This is a genomic window from Paenibacillus sacheonensis, from assembly GCF_009909195.1.
GTDB classification, from domain to species: domain Bacteria; phylum Bacillota; class Bacilli; order Paenibacillales; family Paenibacillaceae; genus Paenibacillus_Z; species Paenibacillus_Z sacheonensis.
This window is the reverse complement of sequence record NZ_JAAAMU010000004.1, coordinates 470,658-489,209: the sequence shown is the minus strand read 5'-3', so window position 1 is coordinate 489,209 and position 18,552 is coordinate 470,658. Positions and strand designations below refer to the sequence as shown.

The 18,552-nt window shown below is 57.3% G+C and carries 14 protein-coding genes and 1 pseudogene; 2 read left to right on the top strand and 13 right to left on the bottom strand.

Annotated features, from left to right (window positions below):
• The first annotated feature begins 65 nt into the window (after positions 1-65).
• A complete protein-coding gene (locus GT003_RS10320) occupies positions 66-4,289 on the top strand; it encodes a bifunctional nitrate reductase/sulfite reductase flavoprotein subunit alpha (RefSeq protein WP_161697140.1) in 4,224 nt (1,407 codons plus the stop codon).
• A gap of 229 nt (positions 4,290-4,518) precedes the next feature.
• On the opposite strand, the pseudogene GT003_RS10315 reads toward GT003_RS10320, so the two are convergent.
• Positions 4,519-4,932 (bottom strand): annotated as a pseudogene (locus tag GT003_RS10315) (shikimate kinase); the annotation flags it as partial.
• A 268-nt stretch (positions 4,933-5,200) separates the two neighbouring features.
• On the opposite strand from GT003_RS10315, the gene GT003_RS10310 reads away from it, so the two are divergent.
• Positions 5,201-6,079 carry a phosphotransferase gene (locus GT003_RS10310; RefSeq protein ID WP_161697333.1) on the top strand — a complete coding sequence of 293 codons (879 nt, stop codon included), beginning with the start codon at positions 5,201-5,203 and terminating at the stop codon, positions 6,077-6,079.
• Between the two features lie 266 nt (positions 6,080-6,345).
• Here GT003_RS10310 and GT003_RS10305 read toward each other — a convergent pair whose 3' ends face one another.
• The 12 genes from GT003_RS10305 to GT003_RS10250 all read right to left on the bottom strand — a co-directional run bounded on the left by GT003_RS10305 (position 6,346) and on the right by GT003_RS10250 (position 18,544).
• The gene (locus tag GT003_RS10305) at positions 6,346-6,636 is read right to left on the bottom strand and encodes a DUF3817 domain-containing protein (RefSeq protein WP_161697136.1); all 291 of its coding nucleotides are present in this window, start codon (positions 6,634-6,636) and stop codon (positions 6,346-6,348) included.
• A 204-nt stretch (positions 6,637-6,840) separates the two neighbouring features.
• Positions 6,841-7,818 carry a CapA family protein gene (locus GT003_RS10300; RefSeq protein ID WP_161697134.1) on the bottom strand — a complete coding sequence of 326 codons (978 nt, stop codon included), beginning with the start codon at positions 7,816-7,818 and terminating at the stop codon, positions 6,841-6,843.
• 132 nt (positions 7,819-7,950) lie between these two features.
• Positions 7,951-10,467, bottom strand: coding sequence for an apiosidase-like domain-containing protein (locus GT003_RS10295; RefSeq protein WP_161697132.1), 2,517 nt, complete (start codon positions 10,465-10,467; stop codon positions 7,951-7,953).
• A gap of 818 nt (positions 10,468-11,285) precedes the next feature.
• Positions 11,286-11,657 carry a VOC family protein gene (locus GT003_RS10290; protein WP_239565748.1) on the bottom strand — a complete coding sequence of 124 codons (372 nt, stop codon included), beginning with the start codon at positions 11,655-11,657 and terminating at the stop codon, positions 11,286-11,288.
• Positions 11,654-11,983: a luciferase domain-containing protein gene (locus GT003_RS10285; protein WP_161697130.1), complete on the bottom strand. Its 330-nt coding sequence runs from the start codon at positions 11,981-11,983 to the stop codon at positions 11,654-11,656. The genes GT003_RS10290 and GT003_RS10285 overlap by 4 nt, the downstream gene beginning before the upstream one ends.
• The gene (locus GT003_RS10280) at positions 11,984-12,367 is read right to left on the bottom strand and encodes a MarR family winged helix-turn-helix transcriptional regulator (protein ID WP_161697128.1); all 384 of its coding nucleotides are present in this window, start codon (positions 12,365-12,367) and stop codon (positions 11,984-11,986) included.
• Between the two features lie 165 nt (positions 12,368-12,532).
• Positions 12,533-13,885, bottom strand: coding sequence for a TrkH family potassium uptake protein (locus GT003_RS10275; RefSeq protein WP_161697126.1), 1,353 nt, complete (start codon positions 13,883-13,885; stop codon positions 12,533-12,535).
• A gap of 227 nt (positions 13,886-14,112) precedes the next feature.
• Positions 14,113-15,057 carry an ABC transporter permease gene (locus GT003_RS10270; RefSeq protein ID WP_161697124.1) on the bottom strand — a complete coding sequence of 315 codons (945 nt, stop codon included), beginning with the start codon at positions 15,055-15,057 and terminating at the stop codon, positions 14,113-14,115.
• Positions 15,050-15,976, bottom strand: coding sequence for an ABC transporter ATP-binding protein (locus GT003_RS10265; RefSeq protein ID WP_161697122.1), 927 nt, complete (start codon positions 15,974-15,976; stop codon positions 15,050-15,052). The genes GT003_RS10270 and GT003_RS10265 overlap by 8 nt, the downstream gene beginning before the upstream one ends.
• Before the next feature lie 10 nt (positions 15,977-15,986).
• The gene (locus GT003_RS10260) at positions 15,987-17,084 is read right to left on the bottom strand and encodes a DUF4097 family beta strand repeat-containing protein (protein WP_161697120.1); all 1,098 of its coding nucleotides are present in this window, start codon (positions 17,082-17,084) and stop codon (positions 15,987-15,989) included.
• Between the two features lie 2 nt (positions 17,085-17,086).
• Positions 17,087-17,836 carry a hypothetical protein gene (locus tag GT003_RS10255; RefSeq protein WP_161697119.1) on the bottom strand — a complete coding sequence of 250 codons (750 nt, stop codon included), beginning with the start codon at positions 17,834-17,836 and terminating at the stop codon, positions 17,087-17,089.
• Positions 17,837-18,544, bottom strand: coding sequence for an ABC transporter ATP-binding protein (locus GT003_RS10250; protein WP_239565765.1), 708 nt, complete (start codon positions 18,542-18,544; stop codon positions 17,837-17,839).
• Between the last annotated feature and the right edge of the window lie 8 nt (positions 18,545-18,552).

The window sequence follows — 18,552 nt, the reverse complement described above, 5'->3', positions numbered from 1 at the left end:
CAAAATTCGACTGTTATGGAACGATTCCGTATCACCTGCCAGTCACGTAAACGTTGGTGATCTTAATGACGACTCGCAAAGTGAAAAGCGTTTGCCCCTACTGCGGCGTGGGCTGCGGCATCGTGATGGAAGTGCAGGACAACCGCGTCATTAAGGTGACGGGCGACAAGGAACATCCGGCTAATTTCGGCCGGCTGTGCACGAAAGGCAGCACCAGCGCGCAGGCGATCGCCGAGTCGGGCCGCATGGAGTTCGCCTATATTCGCAAAACACGAGAGAACGAGCCGGTCAAGACGGGGATGCGGGAAGCAATCCGCGAAACCGCGGGTCGGCTGCGTGCGATTCTCGAAGCTCACGGTCCGGACGCCCTGTCCTTCTACGTATCCGGCCAGATGTCGCTCGAGGCGCAGTACCTCGTCAATAAACTGGCGAAAGGCTTCGTCGGCACGAATAACATCGAATCCAATTCCCGGCTGTGCATGGCGAGCGCGGGCAGCGGTTATAAGCTGTCGCTTGGCGCGGATGGCCCCCCCGGCTCTTATCAGGATATGGACCGGACCGATGTGTTCTTCGTCATCGGCGCGAATATGGCAGATTGCCATCCGATCCTCTTCCTGCGCCTCATGGACCGCGTCAAGGCGGGCGCGAAGCTGATCGTCGTCGATCCGAGGCGCAGCGCCACGGCGGATAAGGCCAACTTGTTCATGCAGATCAAGCCCGGCACCGATCTGGCGCTGCTGAACGGATTACTTCATCTGCTCGTCAAGAACGGTCATACCGATCCGGCGTTCATCGAGGAATTCACGTCTGGCTGGGACGTCATGCCGGCCTTCTTGGAAGACTATCCCCCGGATCGAGTCGCGGCCATCACCGGCATTCCCGAGCCGGATATCCGTCAAGCGGCGCAATGGATCGGCGAGGCGCCGGAATGGATGACCTGTTGGACGATGGGGTTAAACCAGAGCACGCACGGCACTTGGCATACGAACGCCATATGCAACCTGCATCTGGCAACGGGGAAAATATGCCGGCCGGGCAGCGGCCCCTTCTCGTTGACCGGTCAGCCGAATGCGATGGGCGGTCGCGAAATGGGCTATATGGGACCCGGCCTGCCGGGTCAGCGATCCGTGCTGGTCGATGCCGATCGCCGATTCACCGAAGATTTATGGCAGATTCCCCACGGTACGCTGCGCAAGGAGACGGGCGACGGCACCATCTCGATGTTCCGACGCATGCAGGAGAAGACGATCAAAGCCTGCTGGATCATCTGCACCAATCCGGCCGCTACCGTAGCGAACCGGAGTCAAGTCATCGCCGGCCTCCAAGCCGCCGAGCTTGTTATCGCGCAGGATGCGTTCTACGAGACCGAGACGAATTCGTATGCGGATATTAGGCTCCCCGGTGCCTTATGGTCCGAAGGCGAAGGGGTCATGATCAACTCCGAACGCAACCTCACCTTGATGCAGAAGGCCGTCGATCCGCCGGGTGAAGCAATGCCCGATTGGGAAATCATTGCCCGGGTAGCATGCGAGATGGGATACGCGGAAGCATTTTCTTACGCAAGCGCCGCCGAGGTCTACGCCGAGATCCAACGGGCCTGGAATCCGAAGACCGGTTACGATATCCGTGGCGCGACGTACGAGCGACTGCGCAAGAAGCCCTTGCAATGGCCCTTTGCGCCGGATCGCGAGAACGATCGGAGTCCGATCCGGTATTTGAACGACGGCGTGAGCCAATCGCTGAAAGCGACGGATGACGGGCATCGCCCCCGCATCCTGTTCCCTACCGAGAGCGGAAGAGGGATATTCCTCGCCCGTCCTTACATGGCGCCTGCCGAAATGCCGGACCGCGAATTCCCGATCGTGCTGAATACCGGCAGAGTCCAGCATCAATGGCATACGTTGACCAAAACGGGCAAGATCGGCACCTTGAACAAATTGAACGCGGGGCCGTTCGTCGAGCTGCATCCCGAGGATGCGGCGGCGCTCGGCATTCGCGAGAACGATTCCGTTGAAATCCGTTCCCGCCGCGGTCTTGCCGTACTCCCTGCCGTCGTGACCGACCGGGTGCGTCCGGGCAATTGCTTCGCTCCCTTCCATTGGAACGATCGGTACGGGAATAACCTCGCGATCAATGCGGTGACCAACGATGCCATCGATCCGATCTCGATGCAGCCCGAGTTCAAGTTTTGCGCGGTATCGCTTGTTCGTGCAGCCGTTCCTGCGGAAGATCGCCCAGGCCATGATCGAGGATTGCCAAACGCCGAATATACAGGCACGTTCAGCACGGCCATGAAGGAGGAACATGCAATGGTTCAACTGGAAACGTTAACGAAAATGCTCGGCATCGACACCTTGGAGAGCCATTCCTTGGAAAAGCACGAGAAGGTCTACTTGTCCGGCTTTATTACCAGTCTGCATGAAAGTAGTGCCCGCTCCCTCCACGGCATCCCGGTCCTGCCCCCTACCGCGCCATTCGAACCGATTAAGCGTTATTGGCTCGATGGCGTACTGGCCGGCCTCTTCTCCCGGACCTATCTGACGGACGACGCGGCAGCGATCGACGCGCCTTCGCCCGAGATCTCCGCAAGCGCCGAGGTATCGAGCCGTCCGCGGCATGCCGATAAGCCTCCTGGCGTGACGATCCTATGGGCCTCGCAAACCGGCAATGCCGAAGCCGCGGCGGAAGCTTGCGCCATGAAGCTAAGGGAAGCCGGGCTCGAAGCGCGGATCATGAACATGAATGCTTATCCTGTCGCGGACTTGCCGCAGGAGAAACTGCTCGTGCTGGCCGCAAGCACCTTCGGCGCAGGCGACCCGCCGGACAACGGCGCAGCGTTCTGGCATGCGCTCCAAGGGAACGCGATGCCGCAGCTAACGGACACGCGTTACGCGGTGCTCGCGTTCGGCGATTCCAGTTACGATTCGTTCTGCGGCTTCGGACGCCAGTTAGACGGCCGGTTGCGGGAGCTTGGAGGCCGTTCGCTGATCGAGCGAACGGATTGCGATACGGATTACGAAGAGACCTTCGCCCAGTGGTTGGAACAGCTCGAGCATCGGTTAACCGCGCTCCAAGCTGCGCCCGATATCGCCGGCCAAGCCGAATCCATGGCGGAAGCCGCTGCTTCCCTGGAGATGGCGCCGCCGGCGGAGATGTCGACGCCGACCATCATCGACCGTCATCATCCCTTGCAGGCGAGGGTGGCCGTCAACCAGCTTCTAAACCAAGCCGGCTCCGAGAAGGAAACGCGGCAATACGTATTCGATCTTCAGGAATCGGGTTTGAGGTATGAATCCGGCGACGCTTTAGGCGTATGGCCGACCAACTGTCCGGATCTCGTGGAAGAAATGCTGACGGCGCTTGGACTCGATCCGATCGGTCCCGTGCACGTCAAAGGCCGGGGCGAAGTCCCGTTGGCCGAGGCACTTCTCTATCATTACGAGATTTCGCGCATCACGCCGGAGATCCTCCGCTTCGTCCAAGAGCGTTCCGGAAGCAAGGAAATCGCTTGGGTGATGCAGAACAAGGACAAGGAAGAAGCGAAGCAGTGGCTGTGGGGCCGCCAGCCTGCAGACGTGCTCCGCGAGTTCCCGATCATCGCGAGCGCGGCGGAATGGACGTCCGTCCTAAAGCCGCTCCAGCCGAGGCTGTACTCCATTTCCTCCAGCCCCAAGGCAAGCCCGAACGAAGTTCATATTACCGTCTCGACGGTCCGTTACCGCTGTAACGATAACCCCCGGGTCGGCGTCTGCTCGGCTTTTCTCGCGGATCGGGCGCAGCTTCAGGGGACGGTCCCCGTCTTCGTGCACAAAAATGCCCACTTCCGGCTGCCGGATGACCCGGGCACAGCGGTCATTATGATCGGTTCCGGTACCGGCATCGGACCGTTCAGAGGCTTCCTGCATGAGCGGAAAGCCCTTCGCGCCAAAGGGAAAAACTGGCTGTTCTTCGGCGAACAGCGCGCCGCCAGCGACTTCTACTACCGAGAGGAGCTGGAAACGCTGCAGCAGGAAGGTTATCTCCATCGGCTGGAAACCGCCTTCTCCCGCGACCAAGCGGAGAAAATATACGTCCAGCATCGCATGCTCCAGTGCGGCGCGGCAGTATGGCAATGGCTGACGGAAGGTGCGCATGTCTATGTATGCGGCGATGCCGCCTGCATGGCCAAGGATGTCGATGCCGCCCTTAAGCAGATCGTCGCCGAGCATGGCGGAATGAGCGAGACCGCTGCCGCGGCGTATGTCCAGGAACTGTCGCTCGTCAAGCGGTATGCCCGAGATGTTTATTAGCGGGAGTAAACCAAGCGATACAGCAAAAAACCATTGTCCGCCGGACAATGGTTTTTATTTTGCGGCAATGCCGCAAGCGTTAAGCTTCTATTCCACGAAACCGAAAACAAAGCCGCGTTCCAAGCCGCAGGCTACCGTTTTTTTACGCATTCGTTAACCATTCGATTTTGATTTCCTGTACGCATTGTTCAATATCCTTCTCCGTGCAGTCAATCGTTCGATCGCTATGCTTGAGGTATAGGGGCACTCTTTCATTGTATACGTCTTGGAGGCTGTTCCCGTTCTTCATCACGATGCCTCTGGTCGCGATAGTGGTCAACCGTCTTGCAATCTCCTCGTACGGGACATGCAAATAAATGACCCGCCCTCCCTGCTTTAGGGCATTCATCGCCCGATCGGAATAGATCACGCTGCCGCCCGTAGCGATGATGCACTGCGTCAGCCGCAAGTCAGAGACGACGTCCTCCTCGATCTCCATGAACGCGTCGATCCCGTCTTGATCGATGATTTCTTGCAGCAATCGGCCTTCGCGGCGCTGAATGACCAGATCGGTATCCACGAAGTCCATGCCTAATGATTTGGCCAGCAGCACGCCGATCGTGCTTTTACCTGCTCCCGACATGCCGACCAGAACGATATTCATACGCTTCCCCGCTTTTGTTAGATGGTAGTTACCGGACTCGGAACTCTTCGATGGGCGGCGCGGCGATTCCTGCCTGCAGCATCGATCACACCTGAACGATTACTTGGCCCATCAAATAAGTCGGAATCGTCTTTTACACCAAGCTTTGCATTCTCCGCTCACGGACGTACATCGGGAAAAAACGATTACAGTCAATATAGGACTTGTAAGAAGTCGGTGATATAAACTAGGATGGACGTAATGAAGCTTTCAGAAAGCGGTGAAGAAAATAATTACCATCACGACCGAACTGGTACGCCGGCTAATCGACCGTCAATTCCCGGCGTGGAAGGATCTGACGATAAAGCCCGTCGAAAAGAGCGGACACGATAACCGAACCTATCGGCTGGGCAGCGAGATGACCGTTCGACTGCCGAGCCACGTCAGCTACGCTTCCGCCGTGGAGAAGGAATTGGCCTGGCTTCCTGTTTTCCAACCCCGGCTCTCCCTGCCTATTCCTGCTCCCGTTGCAAAAGGCGAGCCATCCGACGACTATCCCCTTCCTTGGTCGGTCAACCGATGGATCGAAGGCGATACCGTCACCCCTGCCAACGTCCGCGATTTAAACGAATTCGCCGTAGACCTCGCAGGGTTTCTGAAGGAGCTTCAAGCGATCGACGCCAGCCAAGGCGTGCCGGCGGGCGTTCAAAACTTCCATCGCGGCGGCAACCTAGCCGTCTACGACGACGATACGAGATCCGTCATTGCGAAGCTTTCCGGCCCATACGATGCCAAGCTGATGACGGAAATCTGGGAGCTGTCGCTTGCGACAACCTTCCAAGCAGATCCGCTGTGGCTGCACGGCGATGTCGCGGTAGGCAATCTGCTCGCGAAGGACGGAAGGCTGAGCGGCGTTATCGATTTCGGAACGATGGGCGTCGGCGATCCTTCAAGCGACCTTGTCATGGCATGGAACTTTTTCGACGACGTGAGCCGCAAGATCTTCCTGCAGCGCATGGATGCCGACGAGGATACCATCGATCGGGCACGCGGCTGGGCGTTATGGAAAGCGCTGATCACGCATGCTTGGAACGAACCGGGTTCGGAAGCCGCGAATTGGGGCAAGCAAGTGCTGCAGGTCATCATGCAAGACTACAGCTCGCGATAAACAAAGCGGTCATCCTGGCCGTTCGGGTCGACCCCTATTATTTCGGACTCGGCCTTCGCGATATCTATCTTCGGGCTCTCCCTCTCTAACGGTTGATCCGTCCTCCTCAAGGGGTTCGAATCACGAAAAACCAGCTGCGACGGCAGCTGGTTTTTCATGTTCCTCGAAGCTAGGCTTGTCTTGTCGCCGCGCGCAGACGATGGTTGCAAATACCCGCCGCTGTTGCCCTGCCGATATTCAAGTCGCGGTACGGCGCCGCGCGCTTCTTATGCGCCGGCCTTCAACCTTCGCTCGAATACGAAAGGTCCCAGCGGCAGGAAAGCGGCGATTACGGCGCCGACGATCCGCAGCGCCTTCCAACGGAACAGAATAGCCATGATGACGATGCCAATCAGATAGAGCGAGAACAACAATCCGTGAATACCGCCGGTGACCGATACGGCCTCCGGACGATCGCCGATGTATTTGAGCGGCATGGCAATGCATAACAGGAACAAGAACGAAGTGCCCTCCAAATAACTGATCCATCGAAAGTACTTCAAGGCTGATGTTTTCATCGTTTCTCCCCTTCGCCGATTCGCTAGCAATCTCACTGCTAGTTTACCATGAATGACGTCGGGATTTAATCGGCATGCCCGTCCAAAAAAAGGCGAAAACGGCACAACATCCTAAAGCGGCTCTCGAAGTTAATTTCGAGAGCCTCGGGCTGACGAGAAATTCAAGGGAAGAGCTGCAAAGGTCCCCCCGTGCTCCTCTTCTCCTTATCGGGGCACGATCCGGAATACGGAGCGCCCGTTCGCGCTGCTCTGCTTGGAGGTCGTTCGGAGCCTCCGCACCTTCGTGATATCGGTCTTCCCGCTCCGATCCTTCCGAAGGGTCAGCGTCAAAATCATCCCGTGCAGCGTGTGCGCGTTTCCGTACAACCGGTCCGAGATGAAGTTGCCAAGCGAATAAGCGGCGACCCGCCTGCGAACCTTGCCGTCGATGTCTTGGGTCATGCTCGTCGTGACGGTCTGAAGAACATGGGGATGCGCGCCCAGCACGGCGTTGGCGCCATGCTTCAGCAGCAGGCGGACAAGCCTGCGCTGCTTGTCATTCGGAGTGCGCTTATATTCCGTGCCGAAGTGCATGCAGACGATAATCGCGTCCGTCCGTTTCTTCAATCGCTTGAGATCCGCCACGATTCGCTCGTCTTGGATTCGGTTCACGAGCCACGGCTCCGGTACCGAGAACTTATTGGTTCCGTAGGTGTAGGCGAGAATGCCGAGCTTGATCCCCTTCGCGCGGACAATGAGCAGCCGCCGGGATTCCTTTGGCGTGCGGGCAGTCCCCGTATGTCGGAGACCGTGCCGGTCGAGCACGCGCAGCGTCCGTTTCAAGCCGGCCGATCCGCCGTCCATGCAGTGATTGTTCGCCGTCGTCAAGATATCGAAGCCGATCTGCTTCAAGGTCCCGGCAAGCTCATCCGGACAATTGAACATCGGATTGCCGAAGCGGCTGATCCGTTCGTATTTGTATGGCTTTCCCGCGCCTTGTTTGAACCAGCGTTGTCCCGATAAGGTCGTCTCCAGGTTCCCGATCGTCACGTCCGGCCTCCTGAGATGGGGGACTACCTTCGCGAAAATCGGCCGGAACGCGTAGCTTTCCTTCTTGCCGGCGCGGTCCGTGCGTCTTGCCGAATCGATGATTACCCCGCGCATCAGCAGGTCTCCCACTGCCGCTACCGTTATGGTCGCCATGAGCTGTTCCCCTTTCCGAATCGTCCCCATACTCTATTCGCCGGCGAGCAAAACCGTTAACATCGGTCCGTACAAAAAAGCCCGGAAACCTGGTTAGGTTTCCGGACTTTCCGCCAGCATGAATGGCGCCTGTTACTGATTGTACACTTCGAACTCGTAAATGATCGGCGCATAACTCGTGCCGGATGTGAAATAGATACGCGCTTTGCTGCCCGTCACCGCCGAGAACGTGATCGTCTTCGGCACGAACGAGGCGCCGATGCTCGTGCCCGTATAGGCCGTCTGCCACGTCGAGCCGTTCCAATATTCGATGCGATAGCCCGTCGTGCGGCTGTCGTATTCCGTGAGCACGACCTTGTTGAACGTCGTGTTCGCGCCGAAGTTCACCTCGAGCGTCTGTCCGTTCCAGCAGCTGCTGCATGCCTGCCAGTTCGTCGAGAGCGAACCGTCGAAGGCTTTGTCCGCGGTTTGCGTCCCATCCCACGTCGAGGAGCTGGCATACGTCTTGCCGAGCGCCAGGTTAACGACATCGTTGTAAATTTCGAATTCGTAGATGATCGGCGCGTTCGCGGTACCGGACGTAAAGTAGATCCGCGCCTTGCTGGCCGTCACCGACGGGAACGTGATCGTCTTCGACGAGCCGATGCCCGTGCCCGTGTATGCCGTCTGCCACGTCGAGCCGTTCCAATATTCGATGCGGTAGCCCGTCGTGCGGTTGTCGTACTCCGAGAGGACGACGCGGTTGAACGTCGTGCTCGCGCCGAAATTCACCTCCAGGGTCTGTCCGTTCCAGCATGTGTTGCATGCCTGCCAGTCCGTGGTCAGCAAGCCGTCGAACGCCTTGTCCGCCGTTTGCGAGCTATCCCACGAGGATGAGCTGGCATAGGTTTTGCCGAGCGCCAGATTCGTCGACGCCGGCACCGGCGCGGACGTTTTCTTCAGCAGCAGCACCCAGTCGTTGGTATCCGGTTTAGACGGAACGTTCCACTGGCCGGAGGTCGATTTCGCCGTCGTGCTGATCGCCGTGTAGGCGCCGGTCCGCGGGTTGAACCACTTGGCATCGTAGTAGTAGCCGTTGTCCATGCCTTTGATCGTGCCGGTGCTCGTCGTGCCGTTGAAGAAGAACGTCACGTACGTGCTGTTGCCGTCCGAGGACAGAAGCGATCTGGAGGTATCGCTGAACGAGCCCCATGCGGCATCGTCGAACCGCGGTACCAGCTTCCACCATTCTAGCGACGTATAGAAGCTCTTGAAGTACGTCAACTGGCTGCCGGTCGCATAGTTCGCTCCGTCGTACCACCACGTGTAACGGGATGGCAGCTCGTACCCCGTTCCGAAATCGTCGGCCTCGCCAGTCTTGGAGTAGACGTCATTCCACACGCCGGACGCGCCGTAGCCATAGCCGTAAATACCGTATTGGAACGCTTTGTAGGCAGCGCCGAGCGCACCTGTCGAATCCGTCCAGAAGCCGTCATAGGCGCTCTCGTACAGGACGGAAGGCTTCGCGGTACTGAAATTGTAGAAGTCTTTCGCCGTGCTCATGCCTGTCAAGTCGCCCTGCCACTGTACCGCCCAACCGTCATGGTAGGACTTGCTCGCCCAGGTCGAGTTGGAAGCGACCGACGTGCCCGTGTTTTCCATATGCGGCATGATCGGCTGGCCGTACGCATCGTTGTCGCTGATGCTCTGGCCGACGGCATACCATTTGCTCATCGTCGTCGCGTTATAGGCGCCGTACATATTCCGGTCGATCTCCTGCGCGATCGTGTAGATGAGCGGATACGAACCGAAGCGCGCGACCCAATATTTCGCCACGCGAGCCATGTAAGCATCGGTGTAGACGGAATAATTCGCCGGGTCCTGCGCCCAGGATACCTGCGCGTTCGCATGGACGAGGCCTTGGTCGGCAATGTATTTGAACTTGCGGTCGAGGTTGTCGAATCCGGCCAGATCGGCGCTCGTGAAGCCGTCGCTCAGATTGGCGACCGCTTCCTCGTCCGATCCCGTATGGGTGCCGCCGCCATGCGGCTGCCAGATCGGTTCCGACTGGTAGACCGTGAAGCCTTGGCTGACGCGCTTGTCCACGACGTATTTGAACTGCGAGGCGATGCCGGTCGCGTTGGAAGTCGAGAACCGCTCATGCGGCAAAATCCAATGCGTGTCGCCGAGGTAGAAGAACGGCGTGCCGTCGTTGTACGTCAAGTAGCGGCCGTTGCTGCTGACCTTGAGGAAGCCTTTCTTGTAGATGTCGAGACTCCCCGTGTAAGCGTTTACCTGAATGGATTTCGTAATGCCGTTCAAGCCCGTATCGGTCGGATCGTTCGCCGACGTCGTCATCGACCAGGCGCCGGTCTTCGTCGGCGCGAAGCGGATTTTCCATACGCTGCCGCCGTTCCAGAAGGCAGGCCGCGTAATGACCGTTCCGCCCGGACCGGTGAAGGTGGCGGTGACATCGACGTTCGCGAACGGATCCGCGTACGTCTTGGAGCTGGTCAGCGAGATTTCGACCGTCTGCCAGTTCTGCGTCGTATAATCCGCCGCAAACGCTCGCTTCGGAATGACCATGACCGCTAGAAGCGTAACTAGCGCGAGCAGGATAAGAGCCGTTCTTCTTCCTAAGGTGAGGCTGCCATTCATTGCAATCGACATTAAAGCACTCCCTTTCATCGTATGTGATGCGTTTGCTTGCCTTTCGGTTTCCTGCCGCCGCTGACTCCGTTCGCCTCCTTCCGAGCATGACAAACAGCCCGCCTTCTCTATTTGTACGGGAGCTCCACCCTTGCTTTCAGTATAAAAGGTTCCAGGGCACGCGGACATTGCTGCGTTTTTCCATTTGTTTGCTCGAATCGTGCGAATCGTGAAATCGTTCGACGAAACGGGTATTCCCGGCTCAAGGAAACGATCGCCTCCGCCGGCATGACGGCGGAGGCGATCGGCGCACTTCACACATCGCACTTCACACATCGCACTTCACACATCGCACATCGCACGTCGCACTTCACAAATCGCACATCGCACGTCGCACATCGCGCCAATGCTACCAAACCTCTCTTGCCGAGCACGCCAGATGAAGGCGAACCAGAATTTTAACGATTATCAGCGTCGTTATTCCGCCAAAAACGGGGCAAAAATACGCTAACGCTTGCAGCAGGCCTTATGCGGTGCATACTGGCCGATCCTCGCGCACAAACCTCCCTTAAGGCTACCTGGCAACCGTTAGAATTCTAAAAGGAGCATTTTGAGCAAAATAACCTCTCCCGCAACCGTTAGAATTTCTTGCTACTAAACGTAAACGGACATCGTTCATCGTTCATTCCCAACTGTTCACTCCCCCACTGGATGAATCGTCTCCCCGCGAACTGCATCCTATCAAAAAGAAAGATCCGAGCGACTTGCCCCGGATCTAAAGGGTTATTCAAAAAGTAGTCTCGCGCAGCATAGCCTTGGCTCCATAACCAATCCGCTCGTTAGGTCCGGTAATACGACAGCACCCAGCATACCCCGTTCCGGTCGGTAACGATCGCAAGCAAACCATTGAACGGAGCCTCGTACACCGCCGTATTCACGATTCCTTCCGCGGAAAATGCGTCATATATGCCGCCAAACGCATGCTCTGTCTCGATCTTGAGGAACACTCTCACGTAATCGCCCTTCAGCGCCGGCTTGGCCGCTCGGGTATCGGCGAATTTAATCACGGCCCCCTCGACTTCCAGATCCGCGTTCAGCACTTCCTCCCCCTGCTTTCGGAGAATCGTCACCTCGCCGCCTAACACGCGCTGATAATAATGGATTTCTTCCTTGCAATTCTCCACGACGATGAACGGAACGGCAATCATCATTTCGCATCTCTCCCTCTCGGCTTGAATCGTTCATAGTTCGATTTCGCGATTTCGATCGCGCCGGCAACATCCTGCTCGGTATTCAGATATACGGAGACCCAGTTCGATTCGGGATAGATATGATGCGGCTGGGCTTTGGACGCATCGATCCACCGGCCACGTTCCGTTCGGGGAACAAGCAGATCGAACAAGCGGTCACCGTGCAGATGACCGATCTCATGGTCATGGACTCGAAATTCGACCCCGCCGAACCGGTGAGGCTGCGTCGTAACGCCTGGCCAACCGAGCAGCACGTTCGTCAATAAAGTTCCGCCGTTCCAACTCATCTACGTCTCCTCCGGTTCGGTCAGATTGCGAAGCACGATCTTCAGCATGCCGACCAACGAGGCATACGCTTCGTCCGTCAGCCCCTTCCGGGTTTTGTGCTTGATGCGGTTCAGCGCTTCCTGTACCCTCGGCGCAGCCTCGCTCCCGGATTCGGTCAGATAGAGCAATTGATACCGGTTGTCGGATGGATTGGGCTCACGCCTAACATAACCCTCGGCCTCCAGCTTGGTTATCGCCTTGGCGGTCGTCGTCTTGTCGATGAGCAGCTTCTCGCTGAGCGCCTTCTGCGTAACGGGCTGCCCGTATGCGATCGCCATCAGGAAAATATACTGTCCGCTTCCGATTCGATAAGGCTCGAGCTCAGCTGCGATTAAGACCTGCATGTGACGGTAGATGGCGGAGATGATTTGTCCGTGCGACTCCGATGCGGCGCTGCCGGTTCGGTTCCATTGTTCGCTCAGCGTACGTCCTCCTCATATAGAATGCTATTGCAACTAATTTTATCTTATGCGATATAGGATGTTATTGCAACTAATTTTTGATCGCGACTATCCGATCGTAATTTTGCCTTCGGGGTGCCGGAACAGCACTTTCTCTTTGCGGGGCCCTATCCCGTATGCGAGCGTCAGCGGCCCCAGCCTCCCCGCGAACATCATGAAGATAATCAGCGCCTTGCCGAACGCGGACAACTCCGGCGTGATGCCCAACGTCAAACCGACCGTGGCGAACGCCGAAGTGGTTTCGAACAGGATTTTGAGAAAGGCCTGGTCTTCCGTCGTCGTAAGAATCATCGTAACGGCAATGACCAATCCAAGCGAAATCATCGTTATCGTCAGCGCCTTTATCACTCGTTCCTGCGCAATGCGATACCGGAATAATACGATATCTTCCTTCCCCCTGATCATCGCAAGGACCGCGACCGCCAATACCGCGAACGTCGTCGTCTTGATGCCGCCGCCGGTCGAACCCGGCGATGCTCCGATGAACATCAGCAGCACGATGAAAAATTGCGTAGCCTGACGGAGCGAAGCCAGATCGAGCGTATTCGCGCCTGCGGTTCTCGGCGTGACGGACTGGAAGAACGAGGCCAGTATTTTGCCGCCCCAGTGCAGCGATCCCAGCGTCTTGGCGTTCGACAGCTCGAAAATGAAAATGATCAACGTACCTGCAAGAATCAGCGCAAGCGTCGCTGCCAAGACCACCTTCGAATGAAGCGATAAGCGCTTTGTCCTGCGGTATTCGAGGAGATCCGAAATGACGATAAATCCGATTCCGCCCGTCACGATCAGCAGCATCGTCACGATGTTGACGACGGGATCATTCGCATAGCCGGTCAAGCTGACATAGGGGGTACCGAATTGCCCGAACAAATCGATGCCTGCATTGTTAAAGAATGATATCGAATGAAAGACGCCGAAGTATACCGCTTGGCCGATCGGCATATCGAACGACCAGCGAACGGCGAACAAGACGGCTCCGGCGAGCTCGATCGTCAGCGCATACGCCATGATCTTGCGGATGAGCCGCACGATCCCCTCCATGCTGCTTTGATTGAGCGCTTCCTGCAAGATTAATCGCTCCTTGAGCGAAATCCGCTTGCGAAGCAAGATCGCGAACAGCGTCGCCATCGTCATGAACCCAAGACCGCCGAGCTGAATAAGAACCAGGATGATGATTTGTCCGGCAATCGACCAATGGCTTCCGGTATCGACAGTGACCAGTCCCGTCACGCATGTCGACGTCGTCGCCGTGAATAACGCATCGATGTAAGGCGTAAACGAGCCGTCGGACGACGCGAACGGAAGGGCCAGCAGCATGCTCCCGCAGAGAATGATAAGCCCGAAGCCCGTGACGAGAACCCGGGGCGGTGACCATTTGGAGACGCTTGTAAACACTTGCATGAATGAATGCTCCTTCCCATATAGAACAACCCAGAGCATGCGGATGCAGCATGGCGATCAAGCCAATCCAATCCTACCTCCGCGATCTCACTAGTAAGTATAACCTTTAACCCAATCAAGCAATAGAACCTCCGATTCGTTCGAAACCAGGCGGAATAATCAGTGACGCAATCGAAAAAAAACCGCCTCCCGGTAACGCCGGGAAGCGGTAATGAAGGGTCAATCGGTTAAGCCGCAACGTCCCTGCGCGTGAAGAAGAACCACGACACGAAATTGAACAGGATGAAATACGCGGCGAGCACGAGAATCGAGAACGTCATCGTCATCCCATCCTGGTAGGGGCGCCCATTCAGATACTGCGACAAGTCCAGGTTCGCGAACAGCATATATTTGCTCCAGGCGTAAGGCTGCGTCAGCTCCATGATGATCGCTCCCGCGAACAGCGCGAAGATCGAGATGCCGATCGCCATGGCGCTGCTGCGGAAGGCCGACGAGATCATGAACGCCAGCGTGACGAACAGGATCGTCGAAACGCCGTTCAGCATATACGACTTCCACAGATTGCCGAGCATGCTCAGCTCGATCGCGTTTCCGGCGGAATCGACGCTGACCAAGGGCAGATCGAGCTGCTTGAAATGGTAGAGCAATCCGTTCGTGAGCAAGGAGACGACGAAGAGGACGATCAACAGGAGAAGTCCGAATAAAATCATGGAGATGTATTTCGACAACAAAATTTTCAGCCTGCTGGCCGGACGGATAAGCAGCAGCTTGATCGTTCCGGTCGAGAATTCCCCTGCCAGGCTGTCGCCGGCCACGATGACGGTGAACAAGGTGATGAGCATGATCAGCTGCGCGGAGCCGTTGATGCCGGACCACATCGTGTCCGATTCCGGACGAATGTCATGCGCCAGCCTGTACTCGCCGATCGCAAGCTGATCCTTGGCGTAGTTTTTGGAGCCTTCCTCCGTCTTCGGATCGGCGATCATTTCCTTCCAGTGCTGCTTCTCCTGCGTGATTTGAGTTTTCCAATCGTCCGCCCCGGCATCCTTATTATCGTAATGCCAGTCGACGAAACTGCCGATCAGCACAGCGCCGATCATGAGCGCCGCCATAATCCAGGTGCGCCAGCGGCGGTACAGCTTCATGTTTTCGTTCCGAATCAAATTAACCAACGCGCTCACCTCCCGTAATTTCCAAGAACCGGTCTTCCAACGATTGTCGTAACGGAGTTACGCCGTAGATGCGGACCTCCATGCGTATGAGATGTGCCAAAATATCCGGAATGCGGTCCCGATCCGTCGTCACTTCAATTCCATTTTGAACCGGCTTCACCGCGATCGCTCCGGCGATCTCGCGGACGGCGGCAATCGCCAGCTCGCTTGGCGAGGCTTCGATGAGATACGTCTGCGCGTCGTCGTTCGTGCCGATCAGCTCGCCGATCCGCTTCACGTCGATAATCCTGCCCCGCATCATGATCGCCACCCGGTCGCACATCAGCTCCATCTCGGAGAGCAAGTGGCTCGAGACGATGACGGTGATGCCTTCTTCCCGGGTCAGATAACGGAGATAATCGCGAAGCTCGCGGATACCCGCAGGGTCGAGCCCGTTCGTCGGTTCGTCCAGGATGAGCAGCGAGGGCCGATGCAGCAATGCCTGCGCAACGCCGAGCCGCTGGCGCATGCCGAGCGAATATTTCTTCACCTTGTCGTGAATCCGATCCTCCAGCTTGACGAGCTCTACCACCTCGCGAATGCGATCCTTCGTCACACCCGGCACCATGCGCGCATAGTGGACGAGGTTGTGGTACCCGCTCAGGAACTTGTACATCTCGGGGTTTTCGACGATGCCGCCGACGTGGCGGATCGCCTGCTCGAATTCGCGCGCGATATTCTTCCCTTGTATGGTGATCGTGCCTTCGGTGATGGACATCAAGCCGACCATCATGCGGATCGTCGTCGTTTTGCCTGCGCCATTGGGCCCGAGGAATCCGAAAATTTCGCCTTTCGGCACGTCGAACGAGACGTTGTCAATGATCGTCTTGCGTCCGATTCGCTTCGTTACGTTACGAAGACTTACGATGGGTTCGTTCATAATCTGCCTCCTAGTTCGTTACGGCCGCAGCCGTACGCGTGTATAGATGAATGTCGGACACGACGCCGTCGATGGCGATCGTCCATTTCCCGTCTCCCAAGCTTCCACGAAGCCGGTCGATGTTTCCTTCGGCCGGATCCCGCTTCACGACGAGCGGCAGTTGCGTACCGATATGACCGTTCTTCACGACCGTATCCAGCGTATAGCCGCCAGTCTTATCCAGCAAAACCGTCACATCGCTCGACTCCGGACGTATGCGCGCATTCCCCCGCAATTCGGTCACCTGGACGTTGGCGGCCACTGCCGTAAGGTCAATCGTTCCGCCGACTGCCCTCAGCATGAGCGTGCCTTCCCCGGCTCTGCCTGTCAGCGCTCCTTCAATAGGACCGATCGCGTTGACGCCATTGCTGCTGTCCAGCTTGACCGCGCCTTTTGCTTGTTCGATCGTAACGTCGCTGAATTCGTTCTTCAAGTCGATGCCGCCCGTAATGCCCGACAGATACGCATTGCCGTGCGCGACGTCCGCCATAAGCCGTCCATCGACTTGTTGGATCTCCAGCATGCCGTTGTCCGACCGAACGCCGAGATCTCCCTTCGTACCCAGCACGGATACGGAGCCTCGTTCGCTCTTGATGTCAAGCTTCAGTCCGGAAGGCACCAGCAATTCGTAGTCGACCGAGACCCTTCCGCCCTCGACAGGCTTGCCGTCCACGGTGGCCGTCAGCGTCAACCGTTCGCCGGCCGGATCCTTGTCGGCTTTCACGGCCGTCTGCCTGCGCTCGGTTCCTTCTTTATTCCGTGACGTTACTTTCACCTTGTAGCGCAGCTGGATCCGATTGCCTTCAGCCTGTCGGACGACGATAGCTCCGTCGCGGTTCGCCAAGCTCACTTCGCGGATCTTCCCGCGATCGACGGCATACTGGCCTTCCGCGAATGTCGTCACGTCCGGATGCGCATGCTCGTACGAGCTCGTCTTCTCTTCGTTGACCAGCTTTCTGGCGAAATGCTCGAACATGTCTTCTTTCAGGAACGTCATGTCGAGAATGGAGCAAGCGAAGGCGACTACGATGGCGAGGAGAAGGACGATGCGATTCGTTCGAAGTATCATCCTTACACCTCCACGACTTTCTCGAATAAGTAGCCGTTCAACCAGGCGAGTCCGACGCCCAGCAGCACGAGCGCCGCGAACAGACCCGAATGGAGATAGACGATGCCGGACAAGCTGCCCCCGAAACTAAAATCGGGCAGCCAGGACAGGACATCCGACAAGAACGGCGCGATGCGGTAGATGACCCACGTTCCGGCGAAGAAAGCGATCAGCGCCATGACCCAGCGGAAGCGCGCGACCAACTGTCCGCTCAAGAACGCAAACTGCACGAGCATGACCAGCAGCACGACGCTCAGCAGGTACATCCACAGACTGTTCCCCGCCAGGTTCGACAGCGTGCTCCTGAATGAGTGATCCCCCCATTCCTGATCCGTAAAAAGCGCGGTTCCTGCGCTTCGAAGCAAGAATAAGCTGTAGCTGGCGGCAATCCACAGCAGCGTGGCGCCGAGAAGGAGCAGCAGCGCGCCTAGCTTTGCCAGAAGCACTTTCCAGCCCCTGATCGGCAGCGACAGCAGCAGGTAGATCGAGTTCGTCTTCCATTCCGTGCTGAGCTGAAAGTAACCGATGCCGATGACGATCGCGGATGCGAACAGGAACGGCAGGAGCAATGCGACGATCTGCACCGCTTCGTTGCCCAACGGGCCTCCTTTGAACATCACGATCGCATGAAGCGCCGTTACCGCGCCCCCGTAGACGGCAAAAAGCGGAAACAGGCTCCTGATTTCCTTGCGAACCAATCGACGAAATCCCATCTACGCGTACACCTTCTCCCAAATGTTCTCCAGCGAGCAGCCATAGTCCGACCTCAGATTATCCGCCGAATCGAACAGTCTGACGCTGCCTTGCTGCAGAAACATAACGTCGTCGAACATCGGCTCCGATTCGCTGACGGAATGCGTCGACAAGATAATCGTCTGCTCGCCCGTCCGGAACTCGCTGACGATCGAACGGATGATCTTCGCCCGCGACGAAGGATCGATGCCCGAGAACGGCTCGTCAAGCAGCACGAGCGGCACGCTGCGGGACAGAGCGACGATCAGCTTGAGCCGCGCGCGCAGCCCTTTGGACAGGTTGCGCACCTTCTGCCTACCGTCCAGATTCATCGTCGCGAGCAGCTCGTCTGCCTTGTCCGCCTGCCAATCGTCGTAGAACCCGGCGATGAATCGCAGCGTCTCGTCGACCGTCATCCAGCCGTACAGATGATCGATCTCGGGCAGGTAAGCGATCTGTTTCTTGCGATTGGCGTCCGGCGCGCGGCCGTCGATGCGTACCGTGCCCGATGTCGGATGAATCAGACCGGCCAATATTTTAAGCAGCGTCGACTTCCCGCTTCCGTTCGGTCCGAGCAGCCCGACGATTCTGCCCTTCTTGATCTCGAGGTCGATGCCGGTCAACGCATGCTTCAGAATATAGCGCTTATGTATACCCGACAACTCCACGATGTTCCCCGATGCTTCCATGTCCACGT